General features: G+C 68.8%; 22 protein-coding genes. 17 read left to right on the top strand and 5 right to left on the bottom strand.

The genetic code is table 11. The features are described 5' to 3' along the window. Positions 1 to 20: 20 nt before the first annotated feature. Positions 21 to 1,094: an NAD-dependent epimerase/dehydratase family protein gene (locus tag OH799_RS21365; RefSeq protein ID WP_406282340.1), complete on the top strand. Its 1,074-nt coding sequence runs from the start codon at positions 21 to 23 to the stop codon at positions 1,092 to 1,094. After that, positions 1,091 to 2,119, top strand: a complete 1,029-nt coding sequence (locus OH799_RS21360; RefSeq protein ID WP_406266876.1) for a lysophospholipid acyltransferase family protein — start codon at positions 1,091 to 1,093, stop codon at positions 2,117 to 2,119. The genes OH799_RS21365 and OH799_RS21360 overlap by 4 nt, the downstream gene beginning before the upstream one ends. A gap of 69 nt (positions 2,120 to 2,188) precedes the next feature. Here OH799_RS21360 and OH799_RS21355 read toward each other — a convergent pair whose 3' ends face one another. Continuing rightward, on the bottom strand, positions 2,189 to 3,211 hold the full coding sequence (locus OH799_RS21355) for an HAD family hydrolase (protein WP_406282337.1): 1,023 nt from the start codon (positions 3,209 to 3,211) through the stop codon (positions 2,189 to 2,191). Between the two features lie 229 nt (positions 3,212 to 3,440). On the opposite strand from OH799_RS21355, the gene OH799_RS21350 reads away from it, so the two are divergent. From OH799_RS21350 to OH799_RS21330, 5 genes are all read left to right on the top strand, one after another. Then, on the top strand, positions 3,441 to 3,701 hold the full coding sequence (locus OH799_RS21350; protein ID WP_406266873.1) for a glutaredoxin family protein: 261 nt from the start codon (positions 3,441 to 3,443) through the stop codon (positions 3,699 to 3,701). 235 nt (positions 3,702 to 3,936) lie between these two features. Next, positions 3,937 to 4,782, top strand: coding sequence for a redox-sensing transcriptional repressor Rex (locus OH799_RS21345; protein ID WP_406266870.1), 846 nt, complete (start codon positions 3,937 to 3,939; stop codon positions 4,780 to 4,782). A gap of 76 nt (positions 4,783 to 4,858) precedes the next feature. After that, positions 4,859 to 6,301 (top strand): glutamyl-tRNA reductase, encoded by a 1,443-nt coding sequence (locus tag OH799_RS21340; RefSeq protein ID WP_406266868.1) that lies wholly within the window; start codon positions 4,859 to 4,861, stop codon positions 6,299 to 6,301. Continuing rightward, complete coding sequence (hemC, locus tag OH799_RS21335; RefSeq protein ID WP_406266865.1) at positions 6,298 to 7,350, top strand: hydroxymethylbilane synthase; 1,053 nt, start codon at positions 6,298 to 6,300, stop codon at positions 7,348 to 7,350. The genes OH799_RS21340 and hemC overlap by 4 nt, the downstream gene beginning before the upstream one ends. Before the next feature lie 64 nt (positions 7,351 to 7,414). Then, positions 7,415 to 8,977 carry a uroporphyrinogen-III synthase gene (locus OH799_RS21330; RefSeq protein ID WP_406266862.1) on the top strand — a complete coding sequence of 521 codons (1,563 nt, stop codon included), beginning with the start codon at positions 7,415 to 7,417 and terminating at the stop codon, positions 8,975 to 8,977. A 192-nt stretch (positions 8,978 to 9,169) separates the two neighbouring features. On the opposite strand, the gene OH799_RS21325 is transcribed toward OH799_RS21330, so the two are convergent. The 3 genes from OH799_RS21325 to OH799_RS21315 form a co-directional block, all read right to left on the bottom strand. Then, entirely contained in the window at positions 9,170 to 9,487 is a 318-nt protein-coding gene (locus tag OH799_RS21325) for a hypothetical protein (protein ID WP_357260107.1), read from the bottom strand. Positions 9,488 to 9,558: 71 nt separating this feature from the next. Next, complete coding sequence (locus OH799_RS21320) at positions 9,559 to 10,377, bottom strand: tetratricopeptide repeat protein (protein WP_406266859.1); 819 nt, start codon at positions 10,375 to 10,377, stop codon at positions 9,559 to 9,561. 44 nt (positions 10,378 to 10,421) lie between these two features. After that, complete coding sequence (locus OH799_RS21315; RefSeq protein ID WP_406266856.1) at positions 10,422 to 11,207, bottom strand: hypothetical protein; 786 nt, start codon at positions 11,205 to 11,207, stop codon at positions 10,422 to 10,424. 216 nt (positions 11,208 to 11,423) lie between these two features. Here OH799_RS21315 and hemB point away from each other — a divergent pair, with 216 nt between their 5' ends. The 6 genes from hemB (at position 11,424) to OH799_RS21285 (ending at position 14,683) form a co-directional block, all read left to right on the top strand. After that, positions 11,424 to 12,401, top strand: coding sequence for a porphobilinogen synthase (hemB, locus tag OH799_RS21310; protein WP_406266853.1), 978 nt, complete (start codon positions 11,424 to 11,426; stop codon positions 12,399 to 12,401). A 5-nt stretch (positions 12,402 to 12,406) separates the two neighbouring features. Further along, positions 12,407 to 12,922, top strand: a complete 516-nt coding sequence (locus OH799_RS21305) for a hypothetical protein (RefSeq protein ID WP_406282334.1) — start codon at positions 12,407 to 12,409, stop codon at positions 12,920 to 12,922. Positions 12,923 to 13,245: 323 nt separating this feature from the next. Further along, on the top strand, positions 13,246 to 13,737 hold the full coding sequence (locus OH799_RS21300) for a hypothetical protein (RefSeq protein WP_406266850.1): 492 nt from the start codon (positions 13,246 to 13,248) through the stop codon (positions 13,735 to 13,737). After that, positions 13,734 to 13,997, top strand: a complete 264-nt coding sequence (locus tag OH799_RS21295; RefSeq protein ID WP_406266847.1) for a hypothetical protein — start codon at positions 13,734 to 13,736, stop codon at positions 13,995 to 13,997. The genes OH799_RS21300 and OH799_RS21295 overlap by 4 nt, the downstream gene beginning before the upstream one ends. 57 nt (positions 13,998 to 14,054) lie before the next feature. After that, entirely contained in the window at positions 14,055 to 14,288 is a 234-nt protein-coding gene (locus tag OH799_RS21290) for a hypothetical protein (protein WP_406266844.1), read from the top strand. A gap of 173 nt (positions 14,289 to 14,461) precedes the next feature. Continuing rightward, positions 14,462 to 14,683 carry a hypothetical protein gene (locus OH799_RS21285; RefSeq protein WP_406266841.1) on the top strand — a complete coding sequence of 74 codons (222 nt, stop codon included), beginning with the start codon at positions 14,462 to 14,464 and terminating at the stop codon, positions 14,681 to 14,683. A gap of 21 nt (positions 14,684 to 14,704) precedes the next feature. Here the strand turns inward: OH799_RS21285 and OH799_RS21280 are convergent, their stop codons facing one another. Next, positions 14,705 to 15,103 (bottom strand): hypothetical protein, encoded by a 399-nt coding sequence (locus tag OH799_RS21280; protein WP_406266838.1) that lies wholly within the window; start codon positions 15,101 to 15,103, stop codon positions 14,705 to 14,707. A 192-nt stretch (positions 15,104 to 15,295) separates the two neighbouring features. On the opposite strand from OH799_RS21280, the gene hemL reads away from it, so the two are divergent. The 4 genes from hemL (at position 15,296) to OH799_RS21260 (ending at position 18,370) form a co-directional block, all read left to right on the top strand. Next, positions 15,296 to 16,615 (top strand): glutamate-1-semialdehyde 2,1-aminomutase, encoded by a 1,320-nt coding sequence (hemL, locus tag OH799_RS21275; protein WP_406266835.1) that lies wholly within the window; start codon positions 15,296 to 15,298, stop codon positions 16,613 to 16,615. Between the two features lie 212 nt (positions 16,616 to 16,827). Beyond that, positions 16,828 to 17,478 (top strand): histidine phosphatase family protein, encoded by a 651-nt coding sequence (locus OH799_RS21270; protein ID WP_357260453.1) that lies wholly within the window; start codon positions 16,828 to 16,830, stop codon positions 17,476 to 17,478. Continuing rightward, positions 17,475 to 18,122 (top strand): TlpA disulfide reductase family protein, encoded by a 648-nt coding sequence (locus OH799_RS21265; RefSeq protein WP_406266832.1) that lies wholly within the window; start codon positions 17,475 to 17,477, stop codon positions 18,120 to 18,122. The genes OH799_RS21270 and OH799_RS21265 overlap by 4 nt, the downstream gene beginning before the upstream one ends. Next, positions 18,119 to 18,370, top strand: a complete 252-nt coding sequence (locus OH799_RS21260; RefSeq protein ID WP_357260139.1) for a hypothetical protein — start codon at positions 18,119 to 18,121, stop codon at positions 18,368 to 18,370. The genes OH799_RS21265 and OH799_RS21260 overlap by 4 nt, the downstream gene beginning before the upstream one ends. The last annotated feature ends 19 nt before the right edge of the window (positions 18,371 to 18,389 follow it).

The following is an 18,389-nucleotide window of genomic DNA, read 5'->3' as shown; positions in this document are numbered from 1 at the left end:
CAAGGTGGGAAGCGGTGCCGGTGGGTTCTGACGTGCGGGACGAACAGACGCCGAAGGTCGTGCTGGTCACCGGGGCCAGCCGGTTCTTCGGCGGTAACGTCGTCGCCCAGCTCGCTCAGGATCCCAGCATCGAGCGCATCCTGGCCGTCGATACGATGACCCCCGGTCGTGAGCTTCAGCGCCGCATGGGCCGCGCCGAATTCGTCCGTGCGGACATTCGAAATCCCTTGATCCGTAAGGTGATCGATGGTGGGGCGGTGGACACCGTGGTACACGCCGCGGTGCTGGCGCGGCCACCGGGTGGCGGCAGCCGCGCGGTGATGAAGGATCTCAACGTCCTCGGCGCCATGCAGCTGTTCGCGGTGTGCCAGAAGGCGCCGTCGGTGCGCCGGGTTGTGCTGCGGTCCTCGTCGGCGGTGTACGGTTGCAGCGCGAAGGATCCCGCGAAATTCAGCGAGGAAATGAGCGCGCGGACGCCCCCGCGCGGTGGGTTTGCGCGCGACATGATCGAAATCGAAGGTTTCGTGCGCGGGCTGGCGCGCCGCCGCCCGGATATCGCCACGGCTATTCTGCGATTCGCGCCGATCGTGGGTCCGCGGCTGGCCGGTCGTGGGGTGCAATATCTGCGTTCGCCGGTCACACCGACCGTTTTCGGCCGAGATGCCAGGATGCAGCTGTTGCACGAGGGGGACGCGGTCGCCGCGCTGACCCTCGCGGCGCGCACTACGCAGAGCGGCACCTACAACATCGCGGGCGACGGTGCGCTGTCGTTGTCACAGGCGGTTCGGCGGGCGGGCCGGGTCGAGCTGCCCGTGCCGTTCACCGTGTTCCGCACCGCGGGGCGGCTGCTGATGGGCCCCGTGATGCGCGATTTCTCCGGCGAGCAGCTCGACTATTTCCATTTCGGTTGCGGTCTGGACACCACGCGCATGCGCGCCGAACTCGGGTTCGTGCCGCGCTGGACGACGGTCCAGGCGTTCGACGACTTCATCGGGGGCGCAGCGTTGCGGCCCGTGGTCGATCCGGCATGGATCGACGCCGCAGAAAACAAACTGCTCGGCCTGCTCGGGGCCGGTACGGGAGCACAGCAATGAACGACGTAGCGAAGGTCATTCCACTGCACGACCTCCAGTTCGAGGCGCGCCAGCGGCCGATCCCGCGACGCTGGCCGGAGACCTCGGCAGGCATGCCCGCGCGGAGCCCCGTGACGTCGCTGACGGAGCGTCTCGCCGCCGGCTCGCCACCGCCGGCGCAGTCGCTGTCGGGGCTGGTCCGCGGCGCGCTCGGCAGGCAGATCGGCAAGACCGCCGAATTCGCACGCCGCAGGCTGGCAGGCGACTACCAGGTCGACGAGTTCGGCTTCGACGAGCACCTACTCGAGTCGGTCGTTCTGCCCGCACTGCGCCCACTGTCGGAACTGTGGTTCCGAGCGGAGGTCAGCGGGATGGAGAACATCCCGGAGGCGGGCGGCGCGCTGATTGTGGCCAACCACGCGGGCACCGTGCCGCTGGACGGCCTGATGCTGCAGCTGGCCGTACACGACCGGCACCCGAAACAGCGCGCGTTACGCCTACTCGCCGCCGACCTGATCTTCGAGATGCCGGTGCTCGGCGCGCTCGCCCGCAAGGCTGGACACACGCTGGCCTGCCGCGAGGATGCCGAGCGGCTGTTGCGCTCCGGTGAGCTGACCGGCGTTTTCCCGGAGGGCTTCAAAGGCGTCGGCAAGCAGTTCGCCGACCGTTATAAACTGCAGCGCTTCGGCCGCGGCGGTTTCGTCGCCGCGGCGGTGCGCACCGGTGTGCCGATCATCCCGTGCTCCATCGTCGGTTCCGAGGAGATCTACCCGAAGCTGGCCGATCTCAAGCCGCTGGCCCGGCTGCTCGGCCTGCCGTACTTCCCGGTGACTCCGCTGTTCCCACACCTCGGCCTGCTCGGCGCCGTGCCGCTGCCGTCGAAGTGGTATATCGAGTTCGGCGCCCCGATCCCGACCACCGGCTACGAGCCCGAAGCAGCCGACGACCCGATGACTATGTTCGAGGTCACCGACCAGGTGCGCGAGACCATCCAGCAGACGCTGTACAAGCTGCTCACCAAGCGCCGCAATATATTCCTGGGCTGAGTTCGATTTGCCGCGCCTGCGGCGCGCAAGGAATGCTTGGTCTCGCTTCGCGGGGTCGCCTGGCGCTGGCTAATGGCTGTCGCGGTGGCGGGTCACCGCCGCGGCGACGGCGCCGCCCGCCGCGCCGAGGGCGAGGGCGGTCGGTACACCGATCTTGGCGGCTTTGCGCCCGGTGCGGAAGTCCCGGATCTCCCAGCCCCGGTTCTTGGCCACCTCGCGCAGATCAGAATCCGGGTTGATCGCCACCGCGGTGCCGACCAGCGAGAGCATCGGCACGTCGTTGTGGCTGTCGGAGTAGGCGGTGCACCGCTTGAGGTTCAGGCCCTCGCGAATCGCCAGCGTGCGCACCGCATGCGCCTTGCCGAGGCCGTGCAGGATGTCGCCGACCAAGCGCCCGGTGAACTTCCCGTCCACGCTTTCGGCGACTGTGCCCAGCGCGCCGGTGAGCCCGAGCCGCTTCGCGATCACCTGCGCCAGCTCGACCGGCGTCGCGGTCACCAGCCACACCTGCTGGCCCGCGTCCAGATGCATCTGCGCGAGCGCGCGGGTGCCGGGCCAGATCTTGTCGGCGATGATCTCGTCGTAGATCTCCTCGCCGAGCGTGGCCAGTTCGGCGGTCGGACGCCCGGCGATGAACGCCAGCGCCTTCTCCTTGCCGCTGACCATGTCGGTGCTGCTTTCCTTGCCGGTGATCCGGAACTTCACCTGTTTCCAGGCAACGTCCACCAGGTCGGAGGTCTTGAAGTACTTGCGCGCGGCGAGGCCGCGGGCGAAATGCACGATGGACGCGCCCTGCACCATGGTGTTGTCGACATCGAAGAATGCCGCCGCGGTCAGATCGCGCGGCACCTCGGGGCCGACCGTCTCCGCCTCGCCGGCGGCCAGTTCCGCGTCGTGCAGTGTCAGTGCGGCGTCCGCGCTCGCCTCGCCGGCCAGGTTCGCGCGCAATTCCTCTTCGCTCGGGCCGAAGGGGCTACGCGAGATACGGGCGAGCTGATCCTGCAGACCCTGGAGACCTTGGCCCACCTGACTCAGATTCCACCGTGCTGGAAACTCACCGAACCGTCCAGCGATGAATCCGGCTTTTGCCACCCTCGATCGTTCCGGCACCAGTACCTCCGCCCGTCGCGCGAATCACGTCAACAGTAACCGGATCGGCCGACAGTCACGGCAGAAGGCAGCGTGCGACACAATCGCGTAGCGCGTACGTTGCCTTCGGGGTGCGGGAGCTCCCGCATTGCACCGCAGGCAGCGTGCGACACAATCGCGAAGCGCGTACGTCGTCTTGGAGGTGTGTGGGGCGCCCGATTTAATACTCCGCATGACCAATCCCACACATTCGGTGACGTTGCTGACCAGAGTGGGCTGCGGTCTGTGCGTGCTCGCACTGGAACAGCTGCGTGCGATCTGCGCCGAATTCGACATCGAACCGCGGACCGTGGACGTCGACGAAGCCGCCGCAAGCGACCCTGGCCTGCGCGCGGAGTACGGAGACCGGCTTCCTGTCGTACTGCTGGACGGCCGAGAGCACAGCTATTTCGATGTAGACGAGGCCCGATTACGGGCGGACCTGAAGCACTGAGCGGCGCCGTTTGCCGCCGTTCCGGCCGTTGTGCTGGTCGCGGCGGAAAATGAGGTCAATTTCACCGACTTTGTGCAGGGCTTCACAAGCAGTTACGGTGGTGGCACGCGACCCGCATGCCGAGGCTGCGGAGCCGCCCTGAAATCCGAAAATTCGACCGTGGCACCGGACCGTCCTGGGCCAGAGGTCGAGCGACGAACCGGCGCCCGATGGGCCGGAACGAGGAGCCGACGACGTGACAGAGCAGCATGAGGCGCCGAGCGGCGTCTCCGGCAGGGCTCTGCAGAAGGACATCCCGCAGGCCACCGTCGCGCGGCTGGCCACCTATCTTCGGGTCCTCGCCTTGTTGGCCGACGACGGTGTGGCCATCGTATCGAGTGAGGAACTGGCTGTCGCGGCGGGTGTCAATTCGGCCAAGTTGCGCAAGGATCTGTCGTTCCTCGGGCCCAACGGCGTGCGTGGTGTCGGCTATGACGTGGCCAAGCTGCGGTCGAGGATCGAGGACGTGCTCGGCCTGTCGCAGGGCCACCGTGTCGTGCTCGTCGGCGCGGGGAACTTGGGGCGAGCCCTGGTCGGCTACCGCGGGTTTCAGCGACGCGGGTTCACCGTGGTCGGCATGTTCGACAACCACCCCGATGTCATCGGCATGTCGGTCGCCGGTCTGGTGGTGCGCGATGTCGCCGCGCTGGCCGAGGCCGTCGCCGCGCTGGAACCGACCATCGCGGTCATCACAGTCCCCGACGACGCGGCTCAGGACGTGTGCGACCGGCTGGTTGCCTCCGGGTTGCAGTCGATTCTGAGCTTCGCTCCCTGCGAGCTGGTCGCGCCGGCGACGGTCGAAGTCCGCCGGGTGGATCTGGCCGTCGAAATGCAGATGCTGTCATTCGAACGGGTGCGCAATGCCGACGCCGCCCCGTTCCCCGAGGTCGCGCATGCCGGTTCCGGACGTATTGCGCACCGGCTCCCGACGCCGCATTCGGCGGCTACGCACCCGGGACTCAAGCATTCGGCAACCCCGCATACGGCAACCTCGCATACGGCAACGGAGCCAAGCAGCAAGGGATCGGTGGTCACACCATGAGTGAGCGCAGCGAGCGAATCAACCAGCACAGAATGCCGCCGCGCAGGCCCCTGCCGGGCGAGAGCGAGGCACAGGCATGAGTGTTCTGCTCGTCGGCATCTCGCATCGCAGCGCGCCGGTGGCGGTGCTGGAGAAGGTGGCGATCACCGATACGGACCGACCGAAGCTCATCGATCGCATGCTCGCCTCCAGCCACATCTCCGAGGCGATGATCGTCTCCACGTGCAACCGGGTCGAGGTCTACGCGGTGGTAGATGCCTTTCACGGTGGCCTCGCCGACGTCGGCGACCTGCTGACCAAGCACTCCGGACTGCCGCTGCCCGATCTGACCAAGCACGCCTACGTCCGCTACTCCGAGGCGGCCGCCGAGCATCTGTTCGCCGTGGCCAGCGGCCTGGACTCGATGGTGGTCGGCGAGCAGCAGGTGCTCAGCCAGATCCGCGGCGCCTATGCCTCCGCCGACGCCCAGCAGGCGGTCGGGCGGACCCTGCACGAGCTGTCCCAGCACGCGCTGCGGGTCGGTAAGCGGGTGCACTCCGAGACCGGGATCGACCGCGCGGGCGCGTCGGTGGTGTCGGTGGCGCTGGATCGTGCGCAGCACGTGCTCGGCCCACTGGCCGGACGGACCGCCGTGGTCGTCGGCGCCGGCGCGATGGGCGGCCTTGCGGTGGCGCATCTTTCGCGCGCAGAGATCGACCGGATCATCGTGGTGAACCGCACCATCGAGCGGGCGCGCAGGCTGGCCGAGACTGCGGCCACGCACGGCGTCGAGGCCGATGCGCGGGAGCTGTCCCGGCTCACCGAGGCGATGGCCGCGGCCGACGTGGTAGTCACCTGTACCGGCGCGGTCGGCGCGGTCGTGACGTTGGCCGACACCCACCGTGCGCTCACCGAGCGGGAGCGCGCCGATGAATTCGCGACGGCCGAGCGGCCTTTGGTGTTCTGCGATCTGGGCCTGCCCCGCGACGTCGAGCATGCTGTGGCCGGGCTGCCCGGTGTCACAGTCATCGACATCGAGACGTTGCAGCGTGATCCCGCGGCGGGCGCGGCCGCGGACGACACGGCGGCCGCGCGCTCGATCGTCGCCGACGAGCTCGCCAAATACCTTGCCGGACAGCGAATGGCGGAGGTCACCCCGACCGTAGCCGCGCTGCGCCAGCGCGCCGCGGAGGTGGTCGAGGCCGAACTGCTCCGACTGGGTTCGCGGCTGCCCGGCCTCGCGGATCCGGAGCGTGACGAGGTCGCGCGCACCGTGCGCAGGGTGGTCGACAAACTACTGCACGCGCCGACGGTGCGGGTCAAGCAACTGGCGTCCACGCCGGGCGGTGACAGTTATGCCGAGGCGCTGCGCGAACTGTTCGAACTGAAACCCGGTGCCGCGCAGGCGGTCGCCGCACCGATGGAGATCACCGCCCTCCCCGGCGAGGGCGCCGATCTCACACTGGCCGACGGCGAGATCGCCTTGGCCGACGACTTCACCGCCGGGCATCGCGGAGAGGAACAGGGGCAAACGGCATGACGATGGTGCAGGAGGGCAGCGTGACCGCAGGCAGCACACGTGCGCCGTGGCGGATCGGCACCCGAGGAAGCCTGCTCGCTCTCACCCAGGCGGGCACGGTGCGCGACGCGCTGATCGCCGCGGGTCAGCTGGCCGAGCTGGTCGTGATCAAGACCGCCGGTGATCTGTCGGCGGACCCGGTGCAGAAGATCGGCGTCGGAGTGTTCACCTCCGCGCTGCGGGACGAGCTTGCCGCCGGTGCCATCGATATCGCGGTGCACTCCTATAAGGATCTGCCGACCGCGCAGGATTCGCGCTTCACCATCGCCGCCATCCCGCCCCGCGAGGACCCGCGCGACGCCCTGGTGGCGCGCGACGGACTGGTGCTCGGCGAATTGCCGGCGGGCGCCAAGGTCGGAACCTCCGCGCCGCGGCGCGCGGCGCAGCTGCGGGCACTCGGCCTCGGCTTGGACGTCGTCCCGCTGCGTGGCAACCTGGACACCCGGCTACGGAAGGTCATCGAGGGCGAGTTGGACGCTGTCGTGGTGGCCAGGGCCGGACTGGCCCGCATCGACCGGCTGGACGCGGTCACCGAGGCACTGGAGCCGGTGCAGATGCTTTCCGCCCCTGCCCAGGGCGCGCTTGCGGTCGAATGCCGCAGCGACGACGACGCGCTCATCGAGATTCTCACCGGCTTGGACGACGCCGCCACCCGCTCGTCGGTACTCGCTGAACGGGCGCTGCTCGCCGAGCTGGAGGCCGGTTGCACCGCGCCGATCGGCGCGCTCGCCGAGGTCGTCGAGTCGCTCGACGACGAAGGACGGATCGTGGACGAGCTTTCACTGCGCGCCTGCGCGGCGGCCGTCGACGGGTCCGATGTGTTGCGGGCGTCGGTGGTCGGCGCCCCTACGAAGGCGGCGGAGCTCGGCCGTGCGCTGGCTCGCGAGCTGCTCGACATGGGCGCGCGCGAGCTTCTCGCGACCGAACCGGACGACGGTTCCCGCGCCCAGGCGGTGAGTTCGCCCGACACAGACTTGCCCAATCCCAGCCCAATGGAGAACAGCCAATGAGCGAGCGAATCATAGGCACCGCGCCTTCGGGCATGCCGGAGCCGAGCGTTAGCGAGGTGCAGGCATGAGCCGAGCCACCAAGAAACACCCTGGTCGGATTCTCTTCGTCGGATCGGGTCCCGGTGACCCGGGGCTGCTCACCGTGCGGGCCCGTGAAGTGATCGGGCGGGCGACGCTGGCGTTTACCGACCCCGACGTCGACAAGGGCGTGCTCGCCCTGATCGGCACCGCGGTCGAGCCAGGCCTCGACGGCGAGCGCCCGGTGGACGTGCGGCCCGCGCTCGGCGAGCCCGCCGAAGTGGCCAAGACACTGATTGCCGAGGCGCGCAGCGGGCATGACGTGGTCCGGGTGGTCGCGGGCGACCCGCTGACCACCGATTCGGTGATCGCCGAGGTCAATGCCGTTACCCGTTCGCACATGGTCTTCGAGGTGCTGCCCGGCCTGCCCAACGGCTCGGCGGTGCCCAGCTACGCGGGCATCGCGCTCGGCTCCGGGCACACCGAGGCCGACGTGCGCGGTGAGGTCGATTGGGCCGCACTCGCGACCGCGCCCGGTCCGCTCGTGCTGCACGCGACTTCCGGGCACCTGGCCGAAACCGCGAGCGCACTGGTCGAGCACGGCATGGCGCCGCAGACCCCGGTCGCGGTGACGGTGCGGGGTACCACCCGCCAGCAGCGCACCATCGAGGCCACCTTGGCCACGCTGAACAGCGCGGCCTCCGAGCTGGTCGGTCCGCTGGTGGTGACCATCGGCAAGGTGGTCGCCCAGCGTTCGAAGATGTCTTGGTGGGAGTCGCGCGCACTGTACGGCTGGACTGTGCTGGTGCCGCGCACCAAGGATCAGGCCGCCGAGATGAGCGAGCGGTTGGTCACGCACGGCGCCATCCCGATGGAGGTACCGACGATCGCGGTCGAGCCACCGCGCAGCCCGGCGCAGATGGAACGCGCGGTCAAGGGCTTGGTCGATGGACGCTATCAGTGGGTGGTGTTCACCTCCACCAACGCGGTGCGCGCGGTGTGGGAGAAGTTCGCCGAGTTCGGCCTGGACGCACGGGCGTTCTCCGGCGTGAAGATCGCCTGTGTCGGCGAGGCCACCGCGGAGAAAGTGCGCTCGTTCGGCATCAACCCCGAGCTGGTGCCCAGCGGTGAGCAGTCCTCCGAGGGCCTGCTCGCCGACTTCCCGCCCTACGACGATATTTTCGACCCGGTCAACCGGGTGCTGCTGCCGCGTGCGGACATCGCCACCGAGACGCTGGCCGAAGGGCTGCGCGATCGCGGCTGGGAAATCGACGACGTCACGGCCTACCGCACGGTGCGCGCATCGCCGCCGCCCGCGGAGACCCGCGAGATGATCAAGACCGGAGGCTTCGACGCGGTCCTGTTCACCTCCTCCTCCACGGTGCGCAACCTGGTCGGTATCGCGGGCAAGCCGCATGCCCGCACCATCGTGGCGTGTATCGGCCCCAAGACCGCCGAAACCGCCATCGAGTTCGGGCTGCGTGTCGATGTGCAGCCCGAGGTGGCCCAAGTTGGTCCCCTGGTCGAGGCGTTGGCCGAGCACGCCGCCCGGCTCCGAGCCGAAGGCCTTCTGCCGCCGCCCCGCAAGAAGAGCCGCCGCAGCCGCTGATCCGCGGTTTCGGACGAGTCGCCCCGCCACCGGGCGGTGGAATGGTTCGGGCCCAGATCAGATCTTGCGATCAGGCAGTGTGTATCGGGGCCGCGCGCCCGGCATGACCCAGGGCAAGAGCCGTCGACCGCAGGTCGGCGGCTCTTGCCCCGCGATAGGTGGCAGGCGCCGTCGAGCGTCACCCATCGAATATCAGTGCCGCTTGCGCATCAAGGTGCGAACCATAGTGCAGGTGGCTTCCGACGGCGGACGGATGCCGATCACCTCGGCGGTGTGCCGGATCCGCTTGTTGGTGGCGTAACTCGGGGCGTAGACGCCCGAGTCGAGCAGGGCGATCGCGAGTCGCATTGCCTTCAGGCGCCGGTTGTGCACGACATACCACGCGCGGGGACGACCTGCGGGCAGCGGACGCTTTTCCAGCGGGGTATAAGGGCGGTCGATGAGAGCGGTTTTCGGCGTGCGCACTGGCATCCCTCCTGTGGGGATCGGGGCGGCGAGCCCCTCGAACATATCTTCGATTCTACCGTGGGGTACCGACAAACTGTGGGTCCCACAATGGTTTTCACGCACGAGGCGCACGGTCACAGGTCGTGCAGCAGCCGCAACGACTGGGGATGACCGAGCGCGGCGGCGCGTTCGAGCCACTGCCTCGCCTCCTGTTGCGCCGGTGTGCGGCCGGTGGCGATCGCGGCGGCGGCGCGGAGCACCACGGGATCGGCGAGGTCGCCCGCGAGGTAGGCGGTGTTCTGTTCGCGCAGGAACAGCGCGAGATGGAACATCGAGTCCGGGTCGCCCGCGGCGGCGCCTTTGCGCAGCCATCGTTCACCCGCGAGCTGATCACCCTGGTCGAGGTGCAGAGCGCCGAGCACCGCCATCGCATCGGCCCTTCCCCGGCGCGCGGCCTCGGTGAGCAGCTCTATCGCGCGGTCGAATGCGCCGCGGCGCGCCAGGTGCAGTCCGAGACTGCGCATGGCCGTGGGATTTCCGGCGCGCACGGCCCGCTCATACCAGCGCTCGGCCTCGTCGTTACGGCCCCGGCGATTGGCCAGCACCCCCATGTTGCACAGTGCTTCGGGCAGTCCGTGCTCGGCGGCGGGGCGCAACCACCGCTCGGCCTCGTCGAGATTTCCGCGCTCCAGATGCAGCAGGCCCAGTTGCTGGCCGGCCATCGAGTCGCCGCGCGCGGCGGCGGTCTCCAGCCAGTCGATCCCCTCGCCGATCCGCCCGTCGGTGCTCAACAGTGTGCCAAGCTTCGCCATTGCGCCGGCGCTGCCGCCTGTCGCGGCCCGGCGCAGCCAGAGTTCGGCGCCAGCCGCATCGCCCGCGTCCCACAGCGCCTCGGCTCGCCGCTCCATGGCGGCGAGTTCGACGTCGGTGGGCGGCTCGGTTGATTCGGACATGTCATCCCCCTTTGTTGCGGCGCCGTCGGAACTCCCGCGCTCGGTCATCTCGGATGCCGAACGGTGTTCGGGTACCCGCGGTCGCGAGCGTAAGCGGTCAGCTGCGCGTTGTAGCTGTTCAGGCTGTTCAGCAGCCAGGTGTGCCCGGAGTCCTTGACGACCACGATCGGTCCTCGACTGCCCGGCGGAAGCACCGGCGCGGCGCCGTCGATATACCAGGAGGTGGTGGACCAGGGAAAAATGAAGGCCCAGCCCAGGTCGGCGACCTGGTCCGGCGGGCCGAGTTGCAAAGGGTTTGCCGGGGTGGCGTACCGCGCGCCGTGTCCCGCGAGCAGATGCCGCGCGCTGTTGCGGGCCACCCGCACGTCCAGTGGACCGGTGCTGGTGTTGGGGAACGGCAGGTTCGCCTCGGCCCCGGCGAGCAGTCGTCGGCCCGCCTCCGGGGCCACCCGGTACGGCCCGCTCTGCAGTCGCACGAAAACGGTCTGCGCGGTGTCGGAGAACCGCAGTTGCACGACGGCGTCCTCGGTTTTGCCCACCAGATGGCTGCCCCGGCTACGCGCCCACTCGTATTCGTCGGGGACCATGCCGAGCATGCCGAAGGCGGTATGCGCGGCAGGCATCAGCTGAGGTGCGGCCAGTTGCCGGGCGACGAACTCGACCCGGAAGACCTGCGCGGTCCCATCGGCGGCCCGCCAGGCCCGCAGTGTGGTGGCGGGCGGGTGCAGGCCGCCGGTCAGCACCGGCCACCAGTCCGATAGCAGCACCGCCGCCCACGACTCGAAGTCGGCGGCTCTGGCCAGCGAGATATCGATGTGCGGATCGGTCATGCTGTCCCCCGTGGGGTCTTGCCCTCAGTCGGAGTATGCGCCTTCGGGTGCCGCGGCAGGTGTGATTTCGCACACCGTGCCAGGTATCTCGATGACCGCCTTCTCTACGGCCGATGTCGGCGCCGCTGGACCACGGATTCGGGCCGCCTCGCGCGCCCGCGCGGCAGGCAAAGGGTGCTCGCGACAGCCGATCCGACCGGGCGTATCGTGCGATTCATGACCGGAATGGACCGCCCGCGGCGGTTGCGCCGTACCCCTGCGTTACGTCGTCTCGTGGCCGAAACAACGCTAGAACCACGGCAATTGGTGTTGCCGATGTTCGTGGCCGACGGCCTGGAGGAACCGCGGGCGATCGGCTCCATGCCAGGGGTCGTGCAGCATTCGCTGGATTCGCTGCGCAAAGCCGCCGTCGAGGCGGTCACGGCCGGCGTCGGCGGGCTGATGCTGTTCGGGGTGCCGCACCCGGAGGACAAGGACGCCACCGGCAGTCAGGCCAGCGATCCGCACGGCATCCTCAACCGCGGCCTGCGCGCGCTCGCCGACGAGGTCGGTGATGTGACTGTGGTGATGGCCGACACCTGTTTGGACGAGTTCACCGATCACGGCCACTGCGGCGTGCTTGCCGCCGACGGCACCGTGGACAACGACGCGACGCTGCACCGCTACGTCGACATGGCCCTCGCCCAAGCCGAGGCCGGCGCCGACCTGCTCGGCACCAGCGGCATGATGGACGGCCAGGTCGGCGCGATCCGGCGTGGACTGGACGCCGTCGGCCGCACCGACACCGGCGTTCTGGCCTACGCCGCGAAGTACGCCTCGGCTTTCTACGGACCGTTCCGGGAGGCTGTCGCCTCGTCGCTGGAAGGCGACCGGCGCACCTACCAGCAGGACCCGGCCAATCGCCGCGAGTCGATCCGTGAGCTGGAGCTGGATCTGGCCGAGGGCGCGGACATCGTGATGGTGAAGCCGGCCATGTCGTATCTGGACATCTTGCGCGACGTGGCCGATCGCTCGACGGTCCCGGTCGCCGCCTACCAGATCTCCGGCGAGTACGCGATGATCACAGCGGCCGCCGAGCGGGGCTGGATCGATCGCCGCGGCGCCGTACTCGAGTCGCTGATGGGCATCCGTAGGGCGGGCGCGGACATTGTGCTCACCTACTGGGCGACCGAGGCCGCGCACTGGTTGTCGTGACGAACATGCCGGGACCGCCCGGTGCTCGACCCACCAAGGCCCCGATGCCGGTGGATGTCGGTACCGCGCGGCAATTGTGGTGGGGTGTAGTCGGATTCGGCGTCGTGCAGCTGATCGCGTCGATCATCGGCGCATTGCCCCAGCGGCACACCTTCGCCAGGGAGGTCTTCGACCAGGCCAGGGAGAAGGACCCGCAGGTCACGATTGCCGCCGCCGAGCTGATGGTGGCGATGGTGTACGTGGTTGTGGTGCTGATCGGGCTCGGCGTCGCCGCGCTGGCGCTGGTGATCGTGCATCAGTTCGCGCGCGGCAAGCTCTGGGCGCGGACTGTGTTGACCGCCCTCGGTGCGTGGGTCGTGGTGGTCGGCATCGGTGCGCTGTTCGCGATCGGCGCGGTGGACGGAACGGCCTCGCTGGTGGCTGGTGGTGCCTCGATCGTGCAGAGCGTGCTCGGTGTCGGCGCGATCTATCTCTCCCACCGTCCCGAATCCACCGCGTATTTCCAAATAAGCCGACGGTGAACCGCTGTTGCAACAGGTTCTCAATTTGTCAAGGACCGGTCGGCATGTATCGTGAGGGTTGTCACAGTGGACACGGGAACCGGTAGTCGCCTGTCATACGTTTTCTTGCGCTTGCGTGCGGGATCGGGCGGCCGGCCCCGGAGAATCGGAGGCAACGATGCGAGTGGTGATCCATCAGCCGCACAGCATTCGGCGGGACCTGGCCGTCTTGAGCTTGCTGATCCTGTTCGGTGTGCTCACCGTCGCCGTGCTGTTGCTGCCCGGTCTGACTCGCTGATTCCACTTCCCCTCGTGTCGTTTTCCGCCGCCGTGGTGGGCTCGGCGTGACCGATACGACCGTCTTGTTCGCCGAACCGGGCGCCCGCTGGCGCGCGGTGTCCTACGGGCCGATCCTGTGCCTGGCCATTCTTGTCCTCGAACTCGTCACAGGTAGTACCGTGCACTGGTTCGCGCTCCTCTTCTGTGCCGCCTTGATCGCGGGGTTCGTTGTGCTGCAAGTGATCGCGGGTAAACGGCACGCCGGGGTGCAACTCACCGGAACGACGCTGCGCGAGGGTACCGAATCGCTGCCGCTGAGCTCGATCGCCGAAGTCTTCCCCGAGTGCGACGAGGAATCCTGGCGCGACGCGGGCGCGAACGAATGGGAATCGGCCAGGACGCTCGGTGAGCTGACCGGCGTGCCGCGCCGCCGCACCGGCATCGGGCTGCGGATGGCCGACGGCACGCTGGTGCAGGCGTGGGCCAAGGATCACAAGGCGTTGCGAGCGGCGTTGACGGAGGTCGTGAACCGGAAAGAGGACGGAGCGGACCATTGAGGCGTTGGATCATCGCGGTGATAGTCGAAGTGGGCCTGATCGTGCTCGCGCTGATGTGGGCGGTGCTGAGCTGGTGCAACGGTATTCGCACCACCGATTTCGGGCCGTCCGGCGACGCACCGGGATTCACCGCGACCCGCTATGCCGCGCCCTCGCTGCTGTTGGCCGCGGTGCTCCTCGCGGTGGCCGGGGTGCTCGCGGTCGACGCGACGGCCCGGCTCGTCCGTGGCATCCGTGGACTTGCTGGAGCCGGACGCTGAGCGGCGATTCTGCTTGCCTGGCTGTTTGGCCTCGCCGATCACGGGAACATCGAGTTCATGAAGCCAACAGTCCTGCGAACGCTTCTCGGTGCGATGGCCGCGGGCCTGATCTGCACGGCCTCGACGGTCCCGGCCGCCGCTTTTGCGGATTCCGCTCCGGCGCAGCCTGTTCCGGTGATGCCCGCCTTCACAGCCACGTTCCCGCCTGCGCCGCTGCTGCACGCGCTGCCCGAGCCCTTGGCGTGCCTGGTAACCACCGGATTCGCGCTGTTCTGCGTCGGCATCACCTAAACGAGGCTATCGCCGTCGAATCGTCTCGGGCCACACGCCTGGGTTACCGTGCAGCTGCACGATGCGTTGGTCGGTGCGGCAAGCTCGCCGACCGCGCGCATTTTCAGGTATTTCTCTGCGGTCGTTAGCATTTCGGCCGCGGTTGGAACGCGTATCGATAAGGAATGTGTTTGATGAACCGGTTCGCTGTGAAGATCTGTGCCGCGTTTGCCGTGGCCGCCGCCCTCGGGATCGGGGCAGCGCCTGCGGGCGCGAGTCCGGGTCTGCCGCTGGAGGACGCGACCGCCGTCGACGCGCCGATCTTCGTGCCGGAATCGGGGTCCGCGGGCCCCTACAACTCGTTCATGTGCTTCCTGCACACCATCTCAGCGCAGGCGCCCTGCATGTACACCTGACGGACTGTCCATGGCACCCGCTCAGCTCCAGTTCTGGTAGATATCCATGACGCGGCCGTTGCGGGTGCCCGGGGCATTCAGATAGAAGGTGACCGTCCCGTCCAGGTGGCTCGCCGCCTCCGACACCACTTGGCGCAGCGAGGCGTGCACCCCGCCGTTCCCGTCACGGTAGATACCGGTGTCGTTCTTCAGGCCCGCGCCGATCCGGCTGAGCGGGACGATCATGGTGACTACCGCGGGAATCGGCCCGTCGGCCAGCATGGAGGTCTCTTCGTGGTTCAGGTGTAGGCCGATCCGCCCTTGGTCGATCTGTCCGATCGGTTCCGCCGCGGCGGCCGATCCGGCGCCTAGCGTCGCGGTCGCGCTGACGGCCGCGGTGAAAGCGGTCAGCACAGTCGCGCTGACGATGGCAATCCGCATGCAGACCTTCCCAGCCGGTAGACGATTTGTTCCCGACACTACGCATCGGCAATCGCGCAGCGATCAATATCCGCGCAAACAACGCATCGGCGTGTTGCCGACCGGCTGCGGCCTGAGTCACTCCACTACACCCTGTCGTCGGACCGTTTCAAGCGGGCTGAGAGACTGGAATACGTGAGTTCTTCTCCGCGCGTGACCAGTGCATCGGTGCCGGTTTCCGCTCAGCTCTTCGACCGGGCCGGTTCGGTGATTCCGGGTGGCGTCAACTCCCCGGTGCGGGCATTCCGATCCGTCGGCGGCACACCGCGATTCATCACCTCCGCCCACGGTTCGACACTCGTCGACGCCGACGGAAACCAGTACGTCGACTTGGTCTGCTCATGGGGGCCGATGATCCTCGGACACGCGCACCCGGCGGTCGTCGAGGCGGTACGCCGCGCGGCGGTCGACGGACTGTCGTTCGGCGCGCCGACCGAGGCGGAGATCGAACTCGCCGAGGCCATCGTAGAGCGGGTCGCGCCCGTGGACCGGGTGCGCCTGGTGAACTCCGGCACCGAGGCCACCATGAGCGCGGTCCGGCTCGCCCGCGGCTATACCGGCCGCACCAAGATCATCAAGTTCGCCGGCTGCTACCACGGTCACGTCGACGCGCTGCTCGCCGACGCGGGCTCCGGCGTCGCCACGCTCGGCCTGCCTACTTCGCCCGGCGTCACGGGTGCCCAGGCCGCCGACACCATCGTGCTGCCCTACAACGACCTCGACGCAGTAGCGGCTGCGTTCGCCGCGAATCCCGGCGAGATCGCGTGCGTGATCACCGAGGCCGCGGCGGGCAACATGGGCGCGGTCGCGCCGCTGCCCGGTTTCAACGCGGGCCTGCGGGCGCTCACCGCAGAGCACGGTGCGCTGCTCGTCATGGATGAGGTGATGACCGGTTTCCGGGTCGGACGCGCGGGCTGGTTCGGCCGTGAGGGCGTCGCGGGCGATCTCTACACCTTCGGCAAGGTGATGAGCGGCGGTCTGCCCGCCGCAGCGTTCGGCGGGTGCGCGGAGATCATGAATCACCTCGCCCCGCTCGGCCCGGTCTACCAAGCGGGCACACTCTCCGGTAACCCCGTCGCGGTGGCCGCTGGCCTCGCCACGCTCCGCGCTGCCGACGATGACGTCTACACCGCGCTCGATCGCAACGCCGAGCGGCTCGGCGGTCTGTTTCGTGCGGCGTTGACCGGCGCGGGAGTCGGGCATCAGGTCCAGTTCGCGGGCAATATGGTGAGCGTGTTCTTCGCCGAACGCCCGGTCACCGACTATGCCGCCGCCAAGGCGAGCCAGACTTGGCGCTACCCAGCGTTCTTCCACGCTCTGCTCGACGGCGGCGTGTATGCACCGCCGAGCGCGTTCGAGGCATGGTTCGTTTCCGCGGCGCTCGACGAAAACGCATTCGACCGTATCGCCGCCGCCTTGCCCGCCGCCGCACACGCGGCGGCGGCCGCCACCCCTGAAGGATCCCGCGCGTGAGTTCCGATCGCGATCAGCCCGATGCCGAACATCGCGGGCCGACCAACCCCACCGCCGACGCCGCCGAGCCGGGCACCGCCGACGCGGGCATCGAGTCCACCGCAGGTCCGTTGGGTGGGCTGCCCGCCGATTCGGATGCCGCCGGTGCGGGCGGTGAGTCCACGGCGGCCGGTTCGGCCGACGACAACCCGGCCACCCTGGTCGGCGACCGGGTGCACGACGGCGGTACCGCGCCCGTCGAAACGATCGTGCACGTGCTGCGGCACGGCGAGGTGCACAACCCGAACGCGATCTTGTACGGGCGGCTACCCGGCTTCAGCCTCTCGGTGGCGGGCCGGGCGCAGGCCGGTGCGGTCGCGCGAGCGCTTGCCGATCACGACATCGCGCTGGTGATCGCCTCTCCGCTGCAGCGGGCGCAGGAGACCGCCGAGCCGATCGCCGCGCAGCACCGCCTGATCGTGCGGACCGACGAGAACCTCGTCGAGGCGGGCAACACCTTCGAGGGGCTGCGCGTCTCGGTGGGCGACGGCGCGTTGCGCAAACCGCGGCACTGGTGGAAGCTGCGCGACCCATTCACCCCCTCCTGGGGCGAGCCGTACCTGCAGATCGCGCACCGCATGCTGGCCGCGGTGAACAAGGCGCGGGTCGAGGCGGCGGGGCGGGAGGCGGTGCTGGTATCGCACCAGTTGCCGGTGTGGACATTGCGGCGGTTCCTGCAAGGGCAGCGGCTGTGGCACGACCCGCGGCTCCGGCAGTGTTCGCTCGCCTCGCTGACCTCGCTGGTCTACCAGGGGGACACGCTCGTGGACATCGTCTACTCCGAGCCCGCGGGCGGCTCGGACCCCTCGGTACACGGCGCATGACTCGGTCCACCTCGTCTGTCACCCCGCCGACGGCTACGACGCCGACCCGGCGGGTGATACCGGTTCTGCTGGCGTGCGTGGCGCTGATCGCCGCGCTCGCGGGCTGTTCGACCGGTTCGGACGCGGTGGCTTCCGGCGGCACCTTCGAGTTCGTCTCGCCCGGCGGCAAGACCGACATCGTCTACGACCCGCCCGCTGCGCGCGGCACCATCGGCTCGCTGGCCGGCCCCGATCTGATGACCGCGGGCAAGACCACCTCGGTCGAGGACTACGCGGGCAAAGTCGTTGTGCTCAATCTGTGGGGCCAGTGGTGCGGTCCGTGCCGCGCCGAGGCGCCCGCCCTGGAAAAGGTCCATGAGGCGACCAAGGACAAGGGTGTCGCGTATCTCGGCATCAACGTCCGTGACCCGCAACAGGACAAGGCCCAGGACTTCGTCGTCGACAACAAGGTCGGCTATCCGTCCATCTATGACCCGTCTATGCGCACGCTGCTCGCGCTCGGCGGTAATTTCCCCACCAGTGTCATCCCCACCACCCTCGTTCTCGATCGGCAGCACCGGGTCGCCGCGGTCTTCCTGCGGTCTCTGCTCGCCGACGATCTGCAGCCGGTGGTCGAACGTCTCGCCGCGGAGGAATCACAATGAATCGCGACCGCCGTACCCGCAAGCCGCGTGCCTGTCGGCCACGGCAGGGCCCCCGACGCATCGGAGGTGGATGGGCCGTCGACGACCGGTGGGCGGGTATCGCCACCGTGCCGCGTAGCGTCGCCGCCGACTCGCTGCTGGAGTTCGGCGTACTCGACGTGACCGAGGAGCCTGTCGTCACCGAGCGGCGGGTGTCCCTGCGCCGCGGCGCAGGGCTCGAGGAGGCGCCCGAGGGGGAGTCGGTGTGAGAGCTGAGCCCGCAGCGTC

Origin of the sequence: Nocardia sp. NBC_00881, assembly GCF_045207455.1 — a bacterium.
GTDB lineage: Bacteria > Actinomycetota > Actinomycetes > Mycobacteriales > Mycobacteriaceae > Nocardia.
This window is presented reverse-complemented; position numbering and strand designations above follow the sequence as displayed.

Coding starts and splice junctions, on each gene's coding strand:
- OH799_RS21290 (WP_406266844.1), top strand. CDS start 14,055: ATGAAGCCAACAGTCCTGCGAACGCTTCTCGGTGCGATGGCCGCGGGC.
- OH799_RS21285 (WP_406266841.1), top strand. CDS start 14,462: ATGAACCGGTTCGCTGTGAAGATCTGTGCCGCGTTTGCCGTGGCCGCC.
- OH799_RS21260 (WP_357260139.1), top strand. CDS start 18,119: ATGAATCGCGACCGCCGTACCCGCAAGCCGCGTGCCTGTCGGCCACGG.
- hemC (WP_406266865.1), top strand. CDS start 6,298: ATGACGATGGTGCAGGAGGGCAGCGTGACCGCAGGCAGCACACGTGCG.
- OH799_RS21340 (WP_406266868.1), top strand. CDS start 4,859: ATGAGTGTTCTGCTCGTCGGCATCTCGCATCGCAGCGCGCCGGTGGCG.
- hemB (WP_406266853.1), top strand. CDS start 11,424: ATGACCGGAATGGACCGCCCGCGGCGGTTGCGCCGTACCCCTGCGTTA.
- OH799_RS21330 (WP_406266862.1), top strand. CDS start 7,415: ATGAGCCGAGCCACCAAGAAACACCCTGGTCGGATTCTCTTCGTCGGA.
- OH799_RS21320 (WP_406266859.1), bottom strand. CDS start 10,377: ATGTCCGAATCAACCGAGCCGCCCACCGACGTCGAACTCGCCGCCATG.
- OH799_RS21350 (WP_406266873.1), top strand. CDS start 3,441: ATGACCAATCCCACACATTCGGTGACGTTGCTGACCAGAGTGGGCTGC.
- OH799_RS21265 (WP_406266832.1), top strand. CDS start 17,475: ATGACTCGGTCCACCTCGTCTGTCACCCCGCCGACGGCTACGACGCCG.
- OH799_RS21280 (WP_406266838.1), bottom strand. CDS start 15,103: ATGCGGATTGCCATCGTCAGCGCGACTGTGCTGACCGCTTTCACCGCG.
- OH799_RS21305 (WP_406282334.1), top strand. CDS start 12,407: ATGCCGGGACCGCCCGGTGCTCGACCCACCAAGGCCCCGATGCCGGTG.
- OH799_RS21325 (WP_357260107.1), bottom strand. CDS start 9,487: ATGTTCGAGGGGCTCGCCGCCCCGATCCCCACAGGAGGGATGCCAGTG.
- OH799_RS21360 (WP_406266876.1), top strand. CDS start 1,091: ATGAACGACGTAGCGAAGGTCATTCCACTGCACGACCTCCAGTTCGAG.
- OH799_RS21315 (WP_406266856.1), bottom strand. CDS start 11,207: ATGACCGATCCGCACATCGATATCTCGCTGGCCAGAGCCGCCGACTTC.